This is a genomic window from Buchnera aphidicola (Lipaphis pseudobrassicae), assembly GCF_005081185.1.
GTDB lineage: Bacteria > Pseudomonadota > Gammaproteobacteria > Enterobacterales > Enterobacteriaceae > Buchnera > Buchnera aphidicola_AD.
Window position 1 is genome coordinate 29,035 of sequence record NZ_CP034870.1, and the last position, 23,244, is coordinate 52,278.

The 23,244-nt window shown below is 27.0% G+C and carries 16 protein-coding genes, 4 tRNA genes and 1 pseudogene; 3 read left to right on the plus strand and 18 right to left on the minus strand.

Annotation, left to right across the window (positions count from 1 at the left end; genetic code table 11):
* Nucleotides 1-770, minus strand: a 770-nt coding sequence (locus D9V70_RS03200) for an NTP transferase domain-containing protein (RefSeq protein WP_253254824.1), incomplete at its 3' end; no start/stop codon positions are given.
* 178 nt (nt 771-948) lie between these two features.
* Here D9V70_RS03200 and D9V70_RS00145 point away from each other — a divergent pair.
* Complete coding sequence (locus D9V70_RS00145) at nt 949-1,749, plus strand: Cof-type HAD-IIB family hydrolase (protein ID WP_158355771.1); 801 nt, start codon at nt 949-951, stop codon at nt 1,747-1,749.
* Between the two features lie 52 nt (nt 1,750-1,801).
* On the opposite strand, the gene metR is transcribed toward D9V70_RS00145, so the two are convergent.
* Nucleotides 1,802-2,731, minus strand: coding sequence for an HTH-type transcriptional regulator MetR (gene metR / locus D9V70_RS00150; RefSeq protein ID WP_158355772.1), 930 nt, complete (start codon nt 2,729-2,731; stop codon nt 1,802-1,804).
* A 138-nt stretch (nt 2,732-2,869) separates the two neighbouring features.
* Between metR and metE the strand changes: the two genes are divergently transcribed.
* Entirely contained in the window at nt 2,870-5,146 is a 2,277-nt protein-coding gene (gene metE / locus D9V70_RS00155; protein ID WP_158355773.1) for a 5-methyltetrahydropteroyltriglutamate--homocysteine S-methyltransferase, read from the plus strand.
* A gap of 162 nt (nt 5,147-5,308) precedes the next feature.
* Here metE and purH read toward each other — a convergent pair whose 3' ends face one another.
* The 15 genes from purH to murB all read right to left on the minus strand — a co-directional run bounded on the left by purH (nt 5,309) and on the right by murB (nt 21,375).
* On the minus strand, nt 5,309-6,889 hold the full coding sequence (purH, locus tag D9V70_RS00160; RefSeq protein WP_158355774.1) for a bifunctional phosphoribosylaminoimidazolecarboxamide formyltransferase/IMP cyclohydrolase: 1,581 nt from the start codon (nt 6,887-6,889) through the stop codon (nt 5,309-5,311).
* Between the two features lie 149 nt (nt 6,890-7,038).
* A complete protein-coding gene (locus tag D9V70_RS00165) occupies nt 7,039-7,311 on the minus strand; it encodes an HU family DNA-binding protein (protein ID WP_158355775.1) in 273 nt (90 codons plus the stop codon).
* Between the two features lie 511 nt (nt 7,312-7,822).
* Nucleotides 7,823-12,040, minus strand: coding sequence for a DNA-directed RNA polymerase subunit beta' (gene rpoC / locus D9V70_RS00170; RefSeq protein WP_158355776.1), 4,218 nt, complete (start codon nt 12,038-12,040; stop codon nt 7,823-7,825).
* Nucleotides 12,041-12,118: 78 nt separating this feature from the next.
* Nucleotides 12,119-16,147, minus strand: coding sequence for a DNA-directed RNA polymerase subunit beta (gene rpoB / locus D9V70_RS00175; RefSeq protein WP_158355777.1), 4,029 nt, complete (start codon nt 16,145-16,147; stop codon nt 12,119-12,121).
* A gap of 200 nt (nt 16,148-16,347) precedes the next feature.
* Nucleotides 16,348-16,716, minus strand: coding sequence for a 50S ribosomal protein L7/L12 (rplL, locus tag D9V70_RS00180; RefSeq protein ID WP_158355778.1), 369 nt, complete (start codon nt 16,714-16,716; stop codon nt 16,348-16,350).
* Between the two features lie 66 nt (nt 16,717-16,782).
* Entirely contained in the window at nt 16,783-17,280 is a 498-nt protein-coding gene (gene rplJ, locus D9V70_RS00185; RefSeq protein ID WP_158355779.1) for a 50S ribosomal protein L10, read from the minus strand.
* A 270-nt stretch (nt 17,281-17,550) separates the two neighbouring features.
* Nucleotides 17,551-18,249 (minus strand): 50S ribosomal protein L1, encoded by a 699-nt coding sequence (gene rplA, locus D9V70_RS00190; RefSeq protein WP_158355780.1) that lies wholly within the window; start codon nt 18,247-18,249, stop codon nt 17,551-17,553.
* A 2-nt stretch (nt 18,250-18,251) separates the two neighbouring features.
* Nucleotides 18,252-18,680, minus strand: coding sequence for a 50S ribosomal protein L11 (gene rplK, locus D9V70_RS00195; protein WP_158355781.1), 429 nt, complete (start codon nt 18,678-18,680; stop codon nt 18,252-18,254).
* Between the two features lie 45 nt (nt 18,681-18,725).
* Complete coding sequence (nusG, locus tag D9V70_RS00200; RefSeq protein ID WP_158355782.1) at nt 18,726-19,271, minus strand: transcription termination/antitermination protein NusG; 546 nt, start codon at nt 19,269-19,271, stop codon at nt 18,726-18,728.
* A gap of 4 nt (nt 19,272-19,275) precedes the next feature.
* Complete coding sequence (gene secE, locus D9V70_RS00205) at nt 19,276-19,659, minus strand: preprotein translocase subunit SecE (protein ID WP_158355783.1); 384 nt, start codon at nt 19,657-19,659, stop codon at nt 19,276-19,278.
* A gap of 226 nt (nt 19,660-19,885) precedes the next feature.
* Nucleotides 19,886-19,958, minus strand: a tRNA-Thr gene (locus D9V70_RS00210).
* A 10-nt stretch (nt 19,959-19,968) separates the two neighbouring features.
* Nucleotides 19,969-20,040: transfer RNA gene (locus D9V70_RS00215), tRNA-Gly, on the minus strand.
* 17 nt (nt 20,041-20,057) lie between these two features.
* Nucleotides 20,058-20,139: transfer RNA gene (locus D9V70_RS00220), tRNA-Tyr, on the minus strand.
* 24 nt (nt 20,140-20,163) lie between these two features.
* A tRNA-Thr gene (locus D9V70_RS00225) sits at nt 20,164-20,236 on the minus strand.
* A gap of 95 nt (nt 20,237-20,331) precedes the next feature.
* Nucleotides 20,332-21,375, minus strand: a complete 1,044-nt coding sequence (gene murB / locus D9V70_RS00230) for a UDP-N-acetylmuramate dehydrogenase (protein ID WP_158355784.1) — start codon at nt 21,373-21,375, stop codon at nt 20,332-20,334.
* A 147-nt stretch (nt 21,376-21,522) separates the two neighbouring features.
* Here murB and metF point away from each other — a divergent pair, with 147 nt between their 5' ends.
* Entirely contained in the window at nt 21,523-22,401 is an 879-nt protein-coding gene (gene metF, locus D9V70_RS00235) for a methylenetetrahydrofolate reductase (RefSeq protein ID WP_158355785.1), read from the plus strand.
* A gap of 568 nt (nt 22,402-22,969) precedes the next feature.
* Here the strand turns inward: metF and D9V70_RS00240 are convergent.
* Nucleotides 22,970-23,244, minus strand: a pseudogene (locus tag D9V70_RS00240) (acetylornithine deacetylase); the annotation flags it as partial.

A 23,244-nucleotide genomic window follows, 5' to 3' on the forward strand; every position in this document is an offset into this window, starting at 1 on the left:
GGATCTTTTAACATTACTCCATCAATAAGTAATTTATTAATTTGCTCTTGTTGTAGAATATTTTCTAACATAGATAATTGTAATTTATTATTTACTCCTAGTATTTCTTGATATTTAAAAGGTTCTGTTGTTTGAATAAAGTTACCTTCAAAATATGCTATGGCAACAATATCGGTAGCATAATATTCTTTTTTCTTGTTTTGATTACTAATTTTTCCTAACCATTTTTTTAGATCTTCACTATTAGCTATAAAAATTCCAGAGTATATTTCTTTAATATTTCTTTCTTTATAATTTGCATCTAATTCTTCTATTATTCTTACAACTCTTCCTTTTTTTCGTAAAATACGTCCATATCCATTAGGATTTTTTACTTTCATAGTTAACAAATTGATTTTTGATGTTTTTTTCAATCTTTGTAATTTTCTTATTGATTTTGATGAAATAAATGGAACATCTCCATATAACACTAATACGTTTTCATCATTTGGTATGTTTTTTAAAGCCAATTGTATTGCTTTTCCTGTTCCTTCAGGTTTTTTTTGCATAACCAACTCAAGAGAATGATTGCATATTATTGAAGATATAACTTTTTTCGGATGATTATAAACTAATATAATTTTTTTTGGTTTTATAGATTTTGCAGTTTGAATAACATGTTCTAAAATTGTTTTTCCACCTAAAAAGTGTAATACTTTAGGATGGCTAGATTTCATTCTAGTGCCTCTTCCAGCTGCAAGTATTATTACGTTTGTTTTTTTTTGAAACATGAAATAACCTTTTATCAAAATTTTATTAATATAATTATATTAAATAAAAGATTTTTAATTGAATAGTTTTAATTAATGATATTTTTAGTTCAGTTATGGAATACCAGTTTATGATTTTAAATATTCATATAGAATATTATCTAATATAAGATATATTGTATTTTTTTAAGGTGATGTTATGCGTCGAATTATTACAGTAGATTTAGATGGTACTTTACTTACTTCAAAAAATAAACTCACAGAGTATACTAAAAAAACTATAAAATTATTATCAGAAAAACATTACTTTGTTATTGCATCAGGTCGTCATTATTTAGATGTAATACAAATTAGAGATATTTTAAATATTAAATCTTTTATGATTACTTCTAATGGTGCTAAAATTTATGATTTAGATAATCAATTGATATTTAGCGATGAATTATCTGAAAATATAACTTTTAAACTTTGTAAAATAGTATATAACGATCAAGAAATTATTACTCAGTTGTATCGAAATAATAAATGGTATATAAACAATAATAAAATAGAAAATAATTTTTGTCCTAGTCTTACATCCTTAAAATATGAAAATTTTAGTTTAGATAATTTTCATTTTGATAAAATTAGTAAAGTTTTTTTTACAAGTAAAAATTTACATAAATTATATAATCTTGAAAAAAAAATTATTGAATTATATGAAAAGAAAATTAATATTCATTTTTCAGTTCCTGGTTGTTTAGAAATCGTATCGAGAAAAACTTCAAAAGGTTATGGATTAAAATTAATAGCTCGTTTATTAAATATTTCTTTAAATAATTGTTTTTCATTTGGAGATGGAATGAATGATGAAGACATGCTTTCTATTTCTGGAAAATCTTATATTATGAAAAACGCTGATTTACGTTTAAAAAATATATTACCAAATGCAAAAATTATTGAAAGTAATGATGATGATGGTGTTGCAAAATGTTTATATGAAATTTTTATCAAAAAATAAAAAATATGTTTTAAGTTAAAGTTATAATATTTATGATTCAATTAATGTTTTATTAAAATGTTTTGAAAATTTGCGGTTTTAATACACCGCGAATAAATTTTAAATGAGTGCAAGCATGTAAATGTATAGAATGAATAAAGTTTTGTATTACTAATTCTTGTTGTTCGCCATTTCGTATAGCTGCATATAGTCTACCCCATATTCCATTACCTATTTTTCTTGTCACAATTAAACCTTGACGTTCAAAATTATCTACTATCCAATGTGGTAACGCAGTAATTCCCATTTGTGCAGATACCATCTGTATTAAAAGTAAAGTATTATTTACGTTTTTAAATATAGGAACGACACCAGAAGGTTTTAAAAAACGTTTCCATATATCTAATCTATTTTTTTGAACAGGATAAGTCATTAGTATTTCATATTGAAGATCTTCTGGCGTAATATTGTTTTTTTTTAATACAAGAGGATGATTGGGAGATAAAATCAAACGTATTTCAAAATCAAACATTGGCATATAAAACAAATTACTTCTTGGTAATACTTCAGAAGTTAATACGATATCTAATTTTCCTTGCTGTAAAAATGGTTGAGGACTAAAAGTCATATCAGAATAAAAATCTACTTTTACATTTGGAAGTTTTTTTTTAAATATTTTTAATGCAGGTGTTAACCATTGAATACAGCTATGACATTCCATAGCTAATCGAACGATTTTATTATGAGAATCAGTACATTTTTTTATTGCTTTTTCTATCTTAGGTAGTACTTCTTCAGATAATTGAAGTAAAATTTCACCTTGAATTGTAAATTTTATGGGTTGACTTTTACGAATAAACAATTTAAATCCTATTTTTTTTTCTAATTCTTTACATTGATGAGATATTGCTGATTGCGTTTGATGCAGTTGAATTGCAGCTCCACTTAATGATCCACTATTTTTTAGTGCTTGTAATGTGCGAAAGTGTTTTATTTCAATCATGAGATTCCTTCATATTAAGCATTAACTATTTACGCTTGCTAATTTTTCTTAATACTAGAATTATAGATTATATATTTAAAATAAAGCAATTATAAATTAGTTTTTATGAAATTTAAATAATTAATAGGACAATGTTATATGAGAATCTTAAATCACACTCTTGGTTTTCCGAGAATAGGTCTAAATCGTGAATTAAAAAGAGCTCAAGAAAAATATTGGTCTAATAATATTTCACTTGAGGATTTGTTGTTAGTTGGACGCAATATAAGAAAAACAAATTGGAAAAAACAAAAAGAATCTGGAATTGATTATATACCAGTTGGAGATTTTGCTTGGTACGATCAGGTATTAACTACTAGTATGATGCTTGGAAATATCCCAGAAAGACATAATTATGTTAATAATTCTATTGATTTAGATTGTATGTTTCGTATAGCACGAGGTTGTATTCCAGATGTTTCTGCTTCAGAAATGACTAAGTGGTTTAATACTAATTATCATTATATTGTTCCTGAATTTTATAAAAATAAAACTTTAAAATTTTCTTGGAAACAAATTTTGAATGAAGTAGATGAAGCATTATTTTTGGGATATAAAGTTAAACCTATACTTTTAGGTCCTATTACATATCTTTGGTTAGGAAAAGTAAAAGGAGAGAATTTTGATCGTTTAGATATGATAGAAAATATTATTGTAATTTATAAAGAAGTATTAAAAGAATTATCTAATCGTCACATTAATTTTGTTCAAATTGATGAACCAGCATTAGTTTTAGAATTACCAAAAAAATGGCAAGAAGCTTACTCTTATACTTATAAAAAACTTTATGGAATAGGAAAAATATTACTTACTACATATTTTGATAGTGTTAATCATAATATAGAATTTATTCGTGATTTGCCTGTTGAAGGAATTCATATTGATTTAGTTGCTGGAAAATATGATTTAGTTGATTTTAATTTAAAAATACCATCAAAATGGATGTTATCTTTAGGTGTAATTAATGGACGAAATGTTTGGCGATCTGATCTTGTTAAATGGTTTAATTCTATTTCTAAAATTTTGAAAAATCGTAAAAAAATATTGATTGGTTCATCATGTTCATTGTTACATACACCGATTGATTTACAACAAGAAAAACACTTAGATAAAGAAGTAAAAGAATGGTTTTCATTTGCGATACAAAAATGTAATGAATTATCATTACTGTCAAATGCATTAAATAATAATGATGTTATTTCTATTAAAAAATGGTCTGCACCTATCTATAAAAGAATTACTTCAAATAGAGTACATAGAATCGAAGTAGAACAACGTTTATCTGATATTAAAATCAATCAATATAAACGCGTAAGTTCGTATACAATTCGTTCTAAAGAACAAAATAAAAAATTTAATTTACCTATCTTACCTACCACTACTATCGGATCTTTTCCTCAAACTATTAATATTAGAAAATTGCGTCGTGATTTTAAAAATGGGTTAATTAACGATAGTGAATATTCAAAAGAAATTAAAAAAGAAATTAAAAAAGCAATAAGAATACAAGAAGAATTAGATATAGATGTTTTAGTACATGGTGAATTTGAAAGAAATGATATGGTAGAATATTTTGGTGAACATTTAGATGGATTTATTTTTACGGATAATGGATGGGTTCAGAGTTATGGATCTCGATGTGTAAAACCTCCTATTATTATTGGTGATATTAGTCGTCCTAATCCAATTACTCTAGAGTGGTCTAAATATGCTCGTTCTTTAACAGAAAAACCAATTAAAGGAATGTTAACTGGACCAGTTACTATTTTATTTTGGTCTTTTCCAAGAGAAGATATTTCATTAAAAAAAATTGCTACACAAATTGCTTTGTCATTGCGTGATGAGGTCTTAGATTTAGAAAAAGAAAAAATAGAAATTATTCAAATTGATGAACCTGCCTTACGAGAGGGATTACCATTAAGAAAAAGTGCTTGGTCTGAATATTTATCTTGGTCTGTTGATGCATTTCGTTTAGCTTCCTCTGCTGTAAAAAATACTACGCAAATTCATACCCATATGTGCTACTGTGAGTTTAATGATATAATGAATTCTATTGCTTTACTAGATGCTGATGTAATTACGATAGAAACAGCTCGTTCAGATATGGAATTATTAAAATCATTCAAAGAATTTAAATATCCAAATGAAGTTGGTCCTGGAGTATATGATATACATTCATCGAATATACCTAGTATAGAATCTATTATTTTATTACTAAAAAAAGCCATCAAATATATTCCATTTGAACGTGTTTGGGTAAATCCAGATTGTGGTTTAAAAACAAGAAATTGGAAGGAAACAGTATTAGCTTTAAAAAATATGATTAAAGCAACAAAAAAATTAAGAAAAGATATTAAAAATATTAAAGTAGATTAATAAATCTATTATTTTTTTAGAACTTAAAATATTTTTTAATGTTAAATCATCTTTTAGATTCTATATAGATATCTAAATGATGATTTAGCACGACAATATAGTTCTTTTCTAGAAAATATTAGATATTATTTGACTTAACAAGTACGTTTAATTCAATGTATATCAATGTCTAAAATGACGTTTATTTGTAAAAATCATAGTCATATTTTTTTCATTAGCTGCTTGTATAATTTCTTTATCACGTATAGATCCACCTGGTTGTACAATACAATTAATTCCAACTAATGCAGCACTATCGATTCCGTCTCTAAAAGGGAAAAAAGCATCAGATGCCATAGTTGCACCAATAGTATTTTTTCCTTGATCTTTTATTTTAATATTTGCTAATTTAGTAGAATAAATTCTACTCATTTGCCCTGCACCTATACTAATAGTGACTTGATTATGTCCATATACAATTGCATTGGATTTAACAAATTTTGCTACTTTCCAGCAAAATATAGCATCTTCTAGCTCACTTTTTGTTGGAATACGTTTTGTGACATAACTCCAAGTTTCCAGATCTATATTATGAGAATCATATTCTTGTACAAGTAGTCCATTAGTGATTCTTTTAAAATCTATTGATATTTTATTTTTTTTTATTTTTCCAGTAATAAGAATTCTTATATTTGGTTTATTTTTTAAAATTTTTAATGCTGAGATATTTATTTCAGGTGCAATAATAACTTCAATAAATTGTTTAGTTTTAGTGATATTTTTAGCAGTATTTTCATCTAATACTGAATTAAACGCCACTATACCACCAAATGCTGAAATAGGATCAGCATAATATGCTGATAAATATGATTCTGCAAGAGAACTATTAACTGCAACACCACATGGATTTTCATGTTTAACAATAACACAAGCTGGTTTATTGAACTCTTTTACACATTCTAGTGCTGTATTAGCATCAGATATATTATTATAAGATAAATTTTTACCTTGTATTTGTTTTGCAGAACTAATAGTTCCAGATTGCATAATATTTTGTTCTATATAAAATGATGCTTTTTGATGTTGATTTTCTCCGTATCTTAGATCTTGTTTTTTTGTAAAGGAAAAATTTATTTCTTTAGGAAACAAATTTTTAAAATCATTTTTTTTAATGTTATTTTTTTTAATAAAATATTGTGAAATAATTCTTTCATAATTTGCTGTATATTCGAATGCTTTTGTCGCTAAATAAAATCTTTTTTTTATGTTCATAGTATTATTATTAATTGAATCTATAATATGTTGAACATCAGAAAGGTCTACTATGACTATAACATTTTTATAATTTTTTGCAGAAGCTCTTATAAGTGTTGGTCCACCTATATCAATATTATTTATAATATTGTCAATATCGTTATTTTTAATATTTATTTCTTTTTGAAATGGATAAAAATTAACAATAACTATATCTATAGGAGATATTTCATATAATTGCATAATTTCTTCATCTTTATTCTCTCTTCTTAAAATTCCTGCCATAATTTTGGGATGTAATGTTTTAACCCGTCCATCCATTATTTCTGGAAATTTTGTATAATCTGATATTTCTATAACAGGTATATTATTTTTTTTTAAAACTTTAGCAGTACCTCCTGTTGAAAATAAAGAAATTTGATTTTTTATTAAAATATTTGATATTTTTAAGATATCTGTTTTATCTGCAACACTAATTAAAGCATTTTTTATAAAATTAATTGATGGCATAATATATTTTCTTTTTATAGTGTACTGAATATCATTTTTTATGTTTTATATAACATACGTTTTTAAGATATTAATTTTTAAGATATATAATAGTTATATTAGGGGCATAAGCCCCTTTTTTATATTTTTAAATATAATATTTTTTTAAATTATTTGACTGCATTTTTTAGAGTTTTACCAGATATGAAGCTAGGAACTTTAGTTGCAGGAATTTGTATTTCTTGTCCTGTCTGAGGATTACGTCCTGTACGGGAAGATCTTAAATTGACTTTAAAAGTTCCAAATCCAACTATCTGAACAGATTCTCCTTTTTTTAACGATTGAATAATAGTTGATAATGTTGCTTCTAAAGTAGATTTGGCTTGTATTTTAGATAAATTAGATTTTTTGGAGATAATATCAATTAATTGAGTTTTATTCATCATTTTTCCTTTTTATTTAAATTTAAAAATTAATAATTTATTTAGATGCTATTATTATAAAATCAGATATAAAATTTTATGTACAAAAATGTTTTTTATGTCATATAATTTTTTATTAATTTAAATTAAATAACTTTATATTTATAAAAAATAAATATAAAAAGAAAGAAGAATCAGTTTGAAAATTTTTTTATTGAAAATTATTTTTGATATATAAAAATAATCAAAAAGATACTATATAAATTATACGTTTTTTTTAATAAATTTTTATAAATATTTAATTGTGTTTAAGATTATATTTTAAATCATAAAAAATGATAATTATATTTTATAAAAAAATACTTTATTTATTTGATAATAATATAAAATTAATAATTAAGTTTTTTATTATCATATTGATTAATATATTTTTTGATCAAAACAAATTATTAAATTTTTATTTTGGCTGCTTTTAATAGCAGCCATAATTTATGGTATATATTAAAAAAATATTATAAGATAATCATTTTTATTATGTAAGAGTGGAATTTAATAATTCTGAAAGACTAGCGGATGCCTCTTCAACACTAATTGTAGAATTATTGATTGTAGAATTATTATGTTTTTTCTGACGTCGATTTAAGCGTTCTTTATGATATGCATATCCTGTACCTGCAGGAATTAAACGTCCAACGATTACATTTTCTTTTAGTCCTCGTAGTTCATCTTTTCTTCCTGCAACTGCAGATTCGGTTAAAACTCTTGTAGTTTCTTGAAACGACGCAGCTGATATGAAAGATTCTGTTGCAAGAGAGGCTTTAGTAATACCTAATAAATCTCTTGAAAAAGAAACTAATTTTTTATTTTTTTGATTTAGATTACGGTTTGAAATTTTTATACGAGAAAATTCTACTTGTTCACCATCTAAAAAATCAGAATCTCCTGATTTTACTATAGTGGCTTTACGGAGCATTTGTCTAATGATGACCTCGATATGTTTATCGTTAATTTTTACTCCTTGTAAACGATATACCTCTTGTACTTCATTTACAATATATCTAGTTACGGCTTGAATGCCTCTTAAGCGAAGAATATCATGTGGAGATTCTGGTCCATCGGATACAACATCTCCTCTTTCTACTCTTTCTCCTTCAAATACATTTAATTGTCTCCATTTTGGAATCATTTCTTCATAAGCATCTTTTCCATCTACTGGTGTAATAACTAATCTTCTTTTTCCTTTTGTTTCTTTTCCAAAAGATATAATACCACTAATTTCAGCTAAAATCGCTAGTTCTTTTGGTCGTCTAGCTTCGAATAAATCTGCCACTCTTGGAAGTCCACCAGTGATATCTTTAGTACCTCCTGATTCTTGAGGTACGCGCGCTAATGTATCACCTGAACTAATTTCTACTCCATCGTCTAGTTGAACAATAGCTTTTCCAGGTAAAAAATATTGTGCAGGCATATCTGTTCCTGAAATAAGAACATCTTTTCCATTACGATCAATTATTTTTAATGCCGGTCTTAAATCTTTACCGATTGACATTCTTTCTGCGGTATCTAATATTACTATAGAAGATAATCCTGTTAATTCATCTGCTTGTCGTGTAATACTTTGACCGTCAATCATATCTATAAATCGAACTAAACCGTTAACTTCTGTAATGACTGGCATAGTATGTGGATCCCATTTTGCAACAGTTTCTCCAGATTTAACGTGTTCACCATCTCCTTTAGCCATAATTGCACCATAAGGTACTTTATAACTTTCTTTTGTTCTACCAAAATTATCAATTATATTAAGTTCTACATTTCTTGATGTAATTACTATTTTTCCTGTAGAATTAGTAACAAATTTTGCATTATTAAGATTAATAATCCCTTTATTTTTTATTTGTATACTAGATTCTGCTGCTGCTCTTGAAGCTGCACCACCAATATGAAATGTTCTCATAGTAAGCTGTGTTCCAGGTTCACCTATAGATTGAGCGGCAATTACACCAATAGCTTCTCCTTTGTTAACTAGATTTCCTCTAGCTAAATCTCTACCATAACAATAAGAGCAAACACCAAAATCAGTATCACAATTTACTACTGATCTTACTTTTACATTATCTATAGAATTATTTTCTAAAAGATCACACCATTTTTCATTGAGCAATGTATTTCTTTGAATTAGTACCTTATTAGTATTTGGTATGACAACATCTTCTGCAGTTACACGTCCTAAAACACGTTCTCTTAATGGTTCTTTTACATCTCCACCTTCTATTAGTGGAGTCATAAGAATACCTTCATGTGTTTGACAGTCTTCTTGTGTTACAACTAAATCTTGAGCAACATCTACTAAACGACGTGTTAGATATCCAGAATTAGCAGTTTTTAAGGCTGTATCAGCTAATCCTTTACGTGCTCCATGAGTAGAAATAAAATATTGTAATACATTTAAACCTTCTCTAAAGTTAGCTGTAATTGGAGTTTCAATAATAGAACCATCTGGTTTTGCCATTAAACCTCTCATGCCAGCCAATTGTCGAATTTGTGCTGCAGAACCGCGAGCTCCAGAATCTGCCATCATAAATATACTATTAAAAGAGATTTGTTTTTGTTTTTCGCCTTTTTTATTTATTACAGATTCTGTAGATAAGTTTTCCATCATAGCTTTAGCTACTCTTTCATTGGCTGCAGCCCAAATATCAATAACTTTATTATATCTTTCACCAGCTGTAACTAGACCAGACTGAAATTGTTCTTGTATTTCAGCAACTTCAATTTCTGCTTCATTAATAATATTTGCTTTTTTTTCTGGTATCACCATATCATCAATACCAACTGATGCTCCTGATCTTGCTGCATAAGCGAAACCAGTATACATAATTTGATCAGCGAAAAAAACAGTTGGTTTTAGTCCTAAAATACGATAGCAAGTATTGAGCATTTTAGAAATATCTTTTTTCCCTAATGTTTGATTTACTACGCTAAAAGGTAGTCCTTTAGGAACTATTGTCCATAATATTGCTCTTCCTATAGTAGTACGAACAATTTTTGTTGTTGGTATAAAATTGTTATCTTCATTTTTTTTATATTCTATTATGCGAACTCTAACTGAAGCATGTAGTTCAGCAATACCTAAAACATATACTTTTTCTGCTTCATTAGCTCCATTTAATAACATCCCTTCACCTTTTCCATTGATTTTCTCACGAGTCATATAATATAAACCTAATACAACGTCTTGAGAAGGTACAATGATTGGTTCTCCGTTAGCTGGAGATAAGATATTATTAGTTGACATCATTAAAGCTCTAGCTTCTAATTGAGATTCTAATGTTAATGGAACATGTACAGCCATTTGATCTCCATCAAAATCAGCGTTATAAGCAGCACATACTAATGGATGAAGTTGAATTGCTTTACCTTCAATAAGAACAGGTTCAAATGCTTGTATACCTAATCTATGTAAAGTAGGTGCTCGATTTAATAGAACGGGATGTTCTCGAATTACTTCATCTAAAATATCCCATACTACGGATTCTTCTCTTTCTACCATTTTTTTTGCTGCTTTTATAGTAGTTGCTAAACCGCGAACTTCTAATTTACCATATATAAATGGTTTAAAAAGTTCTAACGCCATTTTTTTAGGTAAACCACATTGATGTAAACGAAGATAAGGACCGACAGTAATTACTGAACGACCAGAATAATCTACACGTTTTCCTAAAAGATTTTGTCGGAATCTTCCTTGTTTTCCTTTGATCATGTCGGCTAGTGATTTAAGAGGTCTTTTATTTGATCCTGTAATTGCTCTACCTCTTCTTCCATTATCTAACAAGGCGTCGACTGCTTCTTGTAACATTCTTTTTTCGTTTCTTACAATAATATCTGGAGCTGCTAAATCTAATAAACGTTTAAGACGATTGTTTCTATTAATTACTCGACGATACAAATCATTTAAATCAGATGTTGCAAATCTTCCTCCATCTAATGGCACTAATGGTCTAAGATCTGGAGGCAAAACTGGTAGTACAGTAAGAATCATCCATTCAGGTTTATTATGAGATTGAATAAAAGCTTCCAATAATTTAATTCTTTTTGTTAGCTTTTTTCTTTTTGTTTCAGAGTTAGTATCATTTAATTCAATTCTTAATATATTACATTCTTGTACTAAATTAATATCTTTCAATAAAAATTGAATAGCTTCTGCACCCATTGTTGCATGAAATTCATCTCCAAACTCTTCTAATGCATCTAAGTATTGTTCTTCAGTTAAAATTTGACGTTTTTCAAGATTAGTCATTCCTGCTTCTACGACAACATAAGATTCAAAATATAATACTCTTTCAATATCTCTTAACGGCATATCTAATAATAAACCTATTCGTGATGGCAAAGATTTCAAAAACCAAATATGTGCTGTTGGTGAAGATAATTCTATATGACCCATTCGTTCTCGTCTAACTTTGCTTTGTGTTACTTCAACTCCGCATTTTTCACAAATTACACCTCGATGTTTTAATCTTTTATATTTTCCGCATAAACATTCATAATCTTTTACTGGACCAAAAATACGAGCACAGAACAATCCATCTCGTTCAGGTTTAAATGTACGATAATTAATAGTTTCCGGTTTTTTAACTTCTCCAAATGACCAGGATCTGATCATATCTGGAGAAGCTAATGAAATTTTAATAGCATCAAAATCTTCATTTTTAGTTTGGGATTTTAAAAATTTTAGTAAATCTTTCACACATTAGCTCCCGTCGGAGTAAATCTTTTTAAGGTGATAAATCTATAAATATTATTTATCATTTTAAGAGTTTTTCAATTATTCATTTTCTAATTCAATGTTAATGCCTAATGATCGAATTTCTTTCAGTAGTACATTAAAAGATTCTGGCATACCGGGCTCCATTTGATGATTTCCATCTACAATGTTTTTGTACATTTTAGTTCTTCCATTCACATCGTCAGATTTTACAGTTAGCATTTCTTGTAATGTATAAGATGCTCCATACGCTTCTAGTGCCCAAACTTCCATTTCGCCAAAGCGCTGTCCACCAAATTGAGCTTTTCCACCTAATGGTTGCTGAGTAACTAGACTATAAGAACCAGTAGAACGAGCATGCATTTTATCATCTACTAAGTGATTTAGTTTCAACATATACATGTAACCAACTGTAACAGGTCGTTCAAATTTTTCCCCTGTTCTTCCATCAAAAAGTGTAATTTGTCCTGACGTAGGTAAGTCAGCAAACTTTAAAAGTTTTTTTATTTCGTTTTCTTGTGCACCATCGAAAACAGGAGTGGCAATAGGCATACCACCTTTTAAATTTTTTGCTAAGCATAAGATTTCTTTATTTGAAAACGTATTTAAATCAATTTTTTGACGTAAATTATCTCCAAGATCAAATGCTTGTTGTATAAATTTTCTTAAATTACATATTTTTTCTTGAGTTTTAAGCATATTATTAATTTTATCACCAATGCCTTTAGCTGCCATACCTAAATGTGTTTCTAATATTTGTCCTATATTCATACGAGAAGGAACACCTAGTGGATTTAAAACAATATCTACTGGTATACCATTTTCGTCATAAGGCATGTCTTCAATAGGATTAATTTTTGAAATTACTCCTTTATTTCCATGTCTTCCGGCCATTTTATCACCAGGTTGAATTTGGCGCTTTACAGCTAAATATACCTTTACAATTTTTAGAACACCTGGAGCAAGATCATCTCCTTGTGTTATTTTACGCCGTTTCATTTCGATTTTTTTGTTAAATTTTTCTTTTAATTCATTATGTTGTTTTTGAAGTTTTTCTATTTCTTTTTGCTTTTCTTTTTGTTTTATTTCAATTGAAAACCATTTTTCATAAGGAAGTTTATTAAGTTTTTCTACTTTAACATCGAAAGATAAAAGAATTTTCTTAATATGAGTAAACAAGCTTAATTCAAATATTTTAAATTCTTCAGTAAGATCTTTTTTAACTTTTTTTAGTTGCATATCTTCAATTTCTATGGCTCTTTTGTCTTTTTTTACACCATCTCTAGTAAATATTTGCACATCTATAACAGTTCCGGATACTCCATTAGGAACTCGTAATGAAGAATCTTTTACATCTGATGCTTTTTCTCCAAAAATAGCACGTAATAACTTTTCTTCTGGAGTAAGTTGAGTTTCTCCTTTTGGTGTTACCTTACCTACTAATATGTCACCTCCAGTCACTTCTGCTCCGATATAAACAATTCCTGATTCGTCTAATTTAGATAATGCTGCTTCTCCCACGTTAGGTATATCTGAACTAATTTCCTCTGGTCCTAATTTTGTGTCTCTTGATATACATGATAATTCTTGTATATGTATTGTAGTAAAACGATCTTCTTGTACAACTCGTTCTGATACTAAAATAGAATCTTCAAAGTTATATCCATTCCAAGGCATGAAGGCTACTCGCATATTTTGTCCTAATGCTAGTTCTCCTAGATCTGTAGAAGGACCATCTGCTAAGACATCTCCTTTTTTTATTATTTCATTTAAATTTACGCATGGTTCTTGATTAATACATGTATTTTGATTTGATCGAGTATATTTAGTTAAATTATAAATGTCGATACCGGCTTCTTCTGAAAACATTTCTTCTTCATTAACCTTTACTACTATACGAGAAGCATCAACATATTGAATAAAACCGCTTCTTTTAGCAACTACTGTCACTCCAGAGTCTACAGCAACTGCTCGTTCCATTCCGGTACCTACCAAAGGTTTATCTGTTTTAAGAGTAGGTACTGCTTGACGTTGCATATTTGCACCCATTAAAGCTCGATTTGCATCATCATGTTCGAGAAAAGGAATCAAAGATGCACCAACAGATACAATTTGTTGAGTAGAAACATCCATATAATTGACTTGATTGCGATTAAATAAACTAGATTCTCCTTTATTTCTACAAGTTACTAAATCATCAGTAAAAAAACCATTTTTATCTATATTGGTATTTGCTTGTGCAATAATATAATTACCTTCTTCTATAGCAGATAAATAATTAATTTCTTCAGTAACTAAACCATTTCTTACCTTTCGATAAGGTGTTTCTAAAAATCCATACATATTTGTTCGCGCATATACAGATAAAGAATTAATTAATCCAATATTAGGACCTTCTGGAGTTTCTATAGGACAAACACGACCATAATGAGTAGGATGTACATCTCGAACTTCAAATCCTGCTCTTTCTCTAGTTAAGCCCCCTAGTCCTAATGCTGAAATTCTTCTTTTATGTGTAATTTCTGATAAAGGATTATTTTGATCCATAAATTGAGATAATTGACTGGAACCAAAAAATTCTTTTACAGCTGCAGATATTGGTTTAGCATTAATCATATCTTGTGGCATAATAGTATCTAAATCTCCAATAGATAATCTTTCTTTAACAGTTCTTTCTACTCTTACTAAACCAATTCTAAATTGATTCTCTGCCATTTCACCAACTGATCTAATACGTCTATTTCCTAAGTGATCGATATCATCTATTTCACCTTTACCATTTCTTATATCAATTATCTTTTTTATAACATCAATGATGTCTTTTTTATTTAATGTTCCTGATCCTTCAATTTCTTTTCGAAGAAGAGATCTATTAAATTTCATTCTTCCGACAGAGGAAAGATCATATCTATCTTCAGAAAAAAATAAATTTTCGAACAGATTTTCTGTTGCTTCTTTCGTAGGGGGTTCACCAGGTCTCATAACTCGATAAATTTCTATTAGTGCACTTGTACGATCATTAGATGAGTCTATTCGAAGGGTTTCAGATATGTATGGTCCATGATCTAAATCATTAGTAAATAGTGTTTCAATAACGTTAAAACCTGATGTTTTTAGTTTTTCTAATATTTCTAAAGATAGTTCTGTATTGGCAAAAATAATAGTTTCACCTGTTTTTTTATCTGAATAATTTTTAGATACAATTCTACCTAGAATATATTCAATTGGAACTTTGATAGAATTAACTTTTTGATTTTTTAGTTCTTGAATATGTCTAGCAGTAATACGACGACCTTTTTCAACATATATTTTTCCTTCTTTTTCAATATTAAATGATGCAGTTTCACCTCGTAATCTTTCTGGTATTAATGTTAATTCAATATTATTTTTTTCTATTTTAAAAATATTTTTTTCAAAAAATAGATCTAATATTTCTTCTGTATTATAATTAAGAGCTCGTAAAATAACCGTTACTGGTAATTTTCGACGTCTATCAATTCTAACAAATAAATTGTCTTTTGGATCGAATTCGAAATCTAACCAAGATCCACGATAAGGAATGATACGCGCATTATAAAGTACTTTTCCTGAAGAGTGAGTTTTACCTTTATCACTATCAAAAAAAACTCCAGGACTACGGTGTAATTGAGATACAACTACTCTTTCTGTACCATTAATTATAAATGTTCCATTATTAGTCATTAATGGAATTTCTCCCATATATACTTCTTGTTCTTTGATATCTTTAACAGTAGCTTCTAATATATCTCGTTCATAAATAACAAGACGTAATCTCACTCTTAATGCTGCTGAATAAGTTGCACCTCTTATTTGACATTCTTTTACATCAAAAATTGTTTCTCCTAAACGATAACTAACATATTGAAGTTCAGCGTTTCCATTATAGCTACGAATTGGAAATATAGAACGAAATGCTGCCTCTAATCCTTGTTGACCTTCTATATCTGGTTTGATAAATTTCTGAAAAGAATCTAATTGAATAGAAAGAAGATAAGGTATATCCAAAACTTGTGGACGTTTACCAAAATCTTTGCGAATACGTTTTTTTTCGGTATAAGAGTAAACCATAGAGTTCCTAATCTCGTTGACAGATAAGTTAAAAATAAAGTTTAACTTTTATCTGAAGGAAGAGAAAAAAATTTTAATTTTTTTAGAGAATTTTTTAAATCATGCGTTTAGAAAAAAATTGAATGTTTTAATCAAAAAGGCTGGTGAGTTAAAATCACCAGCCGTTTTTAAAAGTTAATTAAATTATAAAATGTAATTTTTTATTTAATTTCGATTTCGGCACCAACATCTTCTAATGTTTTTTTAAGTGATTCTGCATCTTCTTTGCTAATGTTTTCTTTTAAAACTGTTGGAGCTGATTCTACTAGATCTTTTGCTTCTTTTAGACCAAGACCGGTAGCACTACGAACAGTTTTAATAACCGATACTTTATTAGGTCCAATTGCTTTTAAAAAAATGTCAAATTCTGTTTTTTCTTCACGTGTTTCTTTTTCTTGATTATTGTTAGAACCCATAGACATATTTGCTGAAACGCCAAATTTTTCTTCCATTGCCGATATAAGCTCTACAACATTCATTACTGACATTTCTGATACAGCTTGTAAGATTTGTTCTTTAGTAATAGACATGACAATAATTCCTAATAAGAATTAGAATTATTTTTAATGTTATTAAAACATTAAAATTAATAATCTTTAAGAAGTTTCTTTTTTCTCTTTTATAGCAGATAATGTATAAATAAGTTTTCCGGCAACTGACATTTTTAATATAAATAAAAGTTTCATAATTGCTTCTTTATAGGTAGGCATGTCTGCTAGTTTAGTAATTTCTGTAATAGATAGTAATTTACCTTCAAATGCTGCTCCTGTAATTTTAAATTGTGCATTTTTTTTTGAAAAATCTTTAAATAGTCTAGCTCCACTTCCTGGATGCTCCATAGAATAAGCGATAAAAGTTGAGCCTTTTATTTTTTTTTTTAAACATTCAAAAATGGTGTTTTTAATTCCTAAAGATAATAGAGTATTTTGAATAATACTCATTCTTACTCCCATTGCACGTCCAGATTTTCTTAGTTCGTTTATTTCGTTTACAGAAACGCCCTGAGAATCTGCAATAACAGCTGATAATGCTACTTTAGATATTTCATTGATTTTAGAAACTATTGTTTTCTTTTTATCAAGATTTAACGGCATTTTTATTCAATTATCCTTATTTTATTAGATAAAAGTAATTTTTAATGAATTTTATAATAAAAAAATCAAAAAAAGTGATAATTTTACTAAAAACATTCATGATAATATCATGATTTTTTACAACATAGTTTTTTATGATTACTATAATTCAGTATTGAAAAATAGATTATATCTTAAGATATATATGATAAATAATAACTTATATTTTTTATAAAAAATGCGCTTATTATAGATAATTTTTTTTCTAGCGTAAAGATGAAAATGATTTAGTTATATAGATATACTAGATGGGTCAACTGTTAATCCTATTCCCATAGTAGTTGACAAAACTATCTTTTTTATATATGTTCCTTTAGATTGAGGAGGTTTTGCCTTTTTTATCGATTCTAAAAATACATTAAAATTTTCTCTTATATGATGTTCTGAAAAATTTATTCGACCAATTGTAGCATGAATTATTCCATTTTTATCATTACGATATCGAACCTGTCCTGTTTTAGCATTTTTTACCGCTTCGTATATGTTTGTTGTTACTGTTCCTAATTTTGGATTAGGCATGAGACCTCTTGGTCCTAATATTTGCCCTAATTGTGTTACTATTTTCATTGCATCTGGTGAAGCAATGACACAGTTTATATTGTTAATACCTTCTTTTTTTATTTTTTCAACTAGATCCTCCATTCCTATTAATTCTGCACCGGCTTTTTCAGCCATTTTAACATTTTCACTATGAGTAAATACTGCTACTTTAACAGAACGTCCTATTCCATTTGGCAAGACTGTTGAACCTCGAATATTTTGATCAGATTTTTTTGAATTAATTCCTAAATTAATTGCGATGTCGATACTTTCATTAAATTTCACTTTTGATGATTTTTTTAACAAAGCGATCAGTTCTTCAATAGGGTATATTTTTTTTATATTAATATATTTTTTTATGTTTTTTATTCTTTTAGTAATTTTTCCCATTTTTATTCCTCAATGGTTAAACCCATAGATTTAGCAGTTCCTTCAATAGAACGCATCATATTTTCAATATTTGAACCAGTCATATCATTATTTTTAATGGTTGCTATTTCTCTTATTTGTGAACGGTGTATTTTTCCAACGTTTTCTGATTTTGGCTTACTTGATCCTGATTTAATACCTGATAATTTTTTTAATAAAACAGATGCTGGAGGTGTTTTTGTGATAAATGTAAACGAACGATCGGAATAAACTGTAATTATTACTGGTATAGGAAGACCTTTTTCTATATTTTCTGTTTTTTTATTAAAAGATTTGCAAAATTCCATAATATTCACACCTTTTTGACCTAATGCTGGTCCAATTGGTGGGCTAGGATTAGCCATTCCTGCTGATACTTGAAGTTTAATATAAGATTGTATTTTTTTAGCCATTTTTTTATTCTCAATATAAAAAATATTATTTTATTTAATATAAATTTAGTTTTTTTCAACCTGTCTAAAATCTAATTCCACAGGGGTTGATCTTCCAAAGATTGAAACCGAAACTTTTAGTCTGCTTTTTTCATAGTCTACTTCTTCTACAACACCGTTAAAATCTGCAAAAGGACCATCGTTAACACGAATCATTTCTCCTGGTTCAAATAAAGTTTTAGGTCTTGGTTTATCACCTATTTGACGTAATCTATTCACTATGATTTCTACTTCTTTATCACTAATAGGAGAAGGTTTATCTGATTTTCCTCCAATAAAACCTAAAACTCTAGGTATGTTTCTGATTAAATGCCATGTTGAATCAGTCATTATCATTTGAATTAAAACATATCCAGGAAAAAACTTATATTCACTTTTTCTACGTTGTCCTGCTCGAATTTCAATAACTTCTTGTGCAGGAACCATTACTTCTCCAAATAAATCTTCCATTGCATTTAATTTTACATGTTCTTTTATTGATTGTGCAACACGACTCTCAAATCCGGAAAAAGCTTGTAATACGTACCATCTTTTTTTTTGAATTTCATGCATTTTTTTAGAACCTTAAACTAATTATAAATTCTATTAAACGAAATGTAACACTATCTACAATCCATAAAATAAAAGACATAAAAATTGTTATAGTAATTACGATTAGTGTAGTGTATAAGGTTTCTTTATATTCAGGCCATACTATTTTTTGTATTTCTTTTTTTAAGATTTTTATGTAAGATAAAATATATCTTCCCTTTTCTGTCCATAATAAGATTCTAATTGCAGATACCATTAAAAAAGATATAATTAATAGACGAACAGATAATTTTGTTTGATAAAAGTAGTAATTAGTTAAAAATGATAATATAAACAATATAAATATAGATAACCATTTTATCTTTTCTAGATTTTGAGATTTTTTTTGATTGTTATTGTTTTTATTCACAATTTCTCCTAAATTTATAAAATAATTATAGAAAAAATATGTTATTTTTCATTTTTTAAAAACATTTTTATATGTTTTTAAAAAGTCAAAAACAGAATTTGTTATATAGATTTTTTTGAAGAAAAACAGATAAATCAAAAATTTATAATAATTTAAGATAAAAATTAAAAACATTAAGGTGAGATTTAAGATAGATTTTATGATAATTTTTTAAATTTTTAGTATATGCTGATACCCAGAATTGAACTGGGGACCTCACCCTTACCAAGGGTGTGCTCTACCTACTGAGCCATATCAGCAATTTCTTTTAGCGGACAGCGGGAATTGAACCCGCATCTTCAGCTTGGAAGGCTAAAGTAATAGCCATTATACGATGTCCGCATTGTGTAATTAATTATTGGTGGGAGAAGGATTCGAACCTTCGAAGTCTGAAACGGCAGATTTACAGTCTGCTCCCTTTGGCCGCTCGGGAATCCCACCTAAAAAATATAAATTTTTTATATTTGCCGGCTACCGGAATCGAACTGGTGACCTACTGATTACAAGTCAGTTGCTCTACCTGCTGAGCTAAGCCGGCAATTTTTAAAAAATTTTAACAATTTATATATTATATAATTTTTCATTTTTATTGCAAGTATTTTGTCAAAATAATTCATTATATTATATTTTTATTTAATAAAAAATATCTAATGGATCTATTTTTCCTATTGATCCAATAAAATCTATTTCTGGTTCTAAAAATATATTAAATTTTTTTAAAATACACATATGTATTATTTTTGCTAATGTTATAACTTCTTTAGAAGTTGCATTTTTTTTATTTATTAATATTAGTTTTTGTGTTTCATGAATAGCTGCATCTCCAATTTGTATATTTTTGAATTGGTAATGTTGAATTAGCCAACCACCAGATATTTTAATTAATCCATTTTTCTGCGGATAATATGGAACATCATATAAAGATGTAAGTTTAAATGCTTGTTTTTTAGTTATAATAGGATTTTTAAAAAAACTACCTGCATTACCAAATTTTTTAGGATCTGGTAATTTATTCATCCGTATTTTACATATTATATTAAAAATTTTATGTGCAGTGATTTCTTTAAAATTAACGTAATTTTTCAATAATGGGAATATAGTCGGATTCCATTTTTTTGATAATTTTATGCCAACTGCTAAGATAATATAATCATGAAATTGGTGTTTAAAAATACTGTTTCGATAAGAAAATTGACATAAATTAGCATTGATTCTTTTAATATCATTATCTTTTAAGGATAATACATCAACATATAAGCATACATCTTTAAATTCTTTTCCGTATGCGCCGATATTTTGAATTGCTGCAGATCCTATACGACCAGGAATTAAAGCTAGGTTTTCTAATCCAAAAATATTTAAATTTAAACTATATTTAACTAAACTATGCCATTTTTCTCCTGAAAAAACATGTAAAATCCAAAATTTATTTTGTTCTATTATTTTTATTCCCTTAATTCTATTAACAATTACTATTCCTATATAGTTTTCTAAAAAGAGTACATTACTTCCTTCTCCTAAAATTAGGTAAGGAATATGAGATAATTTACAATATTGCACTATTTTTATTAATGATTTAATAGTTTTTACAACAATAATTTTTTTTGCTGTCACATCTATTCCAAATGTGTTTAAATCTTTTAAAGATGAATTAAATAAATATTTTTTTTTATGCATAATATTTTTTTTAAATAAAATTATCTAATTATTTCTTTTTTATTATAATTATTAATATATTTTTTATTGTTTTTGTCATTTGATAGAATACTGACGTGTATCAGTTTTACAAATTTTATATTAAATTATTTTAAAGGGGTTTAAAACATGTATATTATTTCTAAATATCATAAAGATATAATAGACCAGAAAATAAAAAATATTAGTAATAATACAAGATGTTCTTTTGAATTTTTTCCACCGAAAAATACTATTTTAGAAAAAAACTTTTGGTGCTCAATTGAAAAACTTAGCAAATTAAAACCAAAATTTTTTTCTGTCACTTATGGAGCAAATAGTGGTGAACATAAAAAAACATATAATTTTGTAAAAAAAATATACGAAAAAACAAATATTACTACTGCTGCTCATTTAACTTGTATTGATTCTACTTCTGATGAATTAAAAGAAATAGCGAAAAATTATTGGAAAAATGGAATTAGAAGTATTGTTGCATTAAGAGGAGATACGTTAAAAAAAAATGTTAAACATAAAATGTATGCTTCAGATTTAGTTCTTTTATTAAAAAACATAGCGGATTTCGATATTTCAGTAGCAGCTTATCCTGAAATGCATCCAGAATCAAAAAATCCTAAATTTGATTTAATTAATTTAAAACGAAAAATTGACGCAGGTGCAAACAGGGCAATTACACAATTTTTTTTCAATATCGAAAATTACTTACGATTTAGAGATAATTGTGTAAAAAATAATATTAATGTAGAAATTATACCTGGTATTTTACCTATTTATAGTTTTAAGCAATTACAACGTTTTTCAAGTATCACTAATGTTAAAATACCTGATTGGACATTTGAATTATTTCATGGATTAGATAATGATTTAATTACACAAAGAAACATTGGTTTTAGTATTATAATTGACATGATAAAAACATTATCTTACGAAGGAGTAAAAAATTTTCATTTTTACACTTTGAATCAATCTGATATAGTTTACACTGCATGTCATATGTTAGGTTTATAAAAAAAATTTTAGGTAAAGTAATTTATATTAATAACAATATTTTGTTATATTAATTAATTATTTTTTTATCGGTTGAATAAAAGAAAAAACTAAATGTTAATCTGAATTTATATACTTTCTCAATAGATCTACATTATAATATTAATGTAGGTTCTACTTTTTTAAAAAAGTGCTTCTGTATAGTAATTTACTATTTTGCAATTTATATTGCATGATTTTTCTATTTTTTATACGACTATTCTTACAAAAACACATATAAGGTAGAATAGAAGAAAAAAGTTTTCTTATTAAAATATGATTTACATAAAAAACAAATATGATGTATTGTTTCTTCTGCTATGTATAAAAGATAACTTTATAGTTAAATATAGAATAGAAAAATCTTTTGAATAACATTTTTTTAGTTTACTTTTTAAAATAATTAAATTTGATATAATATCATTCATAATTTCAATATTTTTAATTCCATCGTTAGGATGACTAGAATGTTAAGTTTGACTAAGTTACTTGAATTGAATAAGAAATATGTCTTTTATGAGCACTGATCAGTTGTAAAGAAGTAGGTTCTCTAATTATTATGTAATCCTAGTTTAATTATTCTAGACTTTATGAAATATCTAGCTCTAGATATATCTGTTTCTTCATTAGAATTTGTAAAAATATAAATAGGTTTTTTATTTTTTAGATTTATAGAAGATATTACTTTTAATATAAAAACAAAAAAATATTTTATATCTACTATTTCTAATCTATAGAATTTATTATTGATTTTAGTCAACATAAAAGGATTTTTTATCCATATTTTTTCATAAAAATCAACAGTTTTTGAATATCCAGATAAAA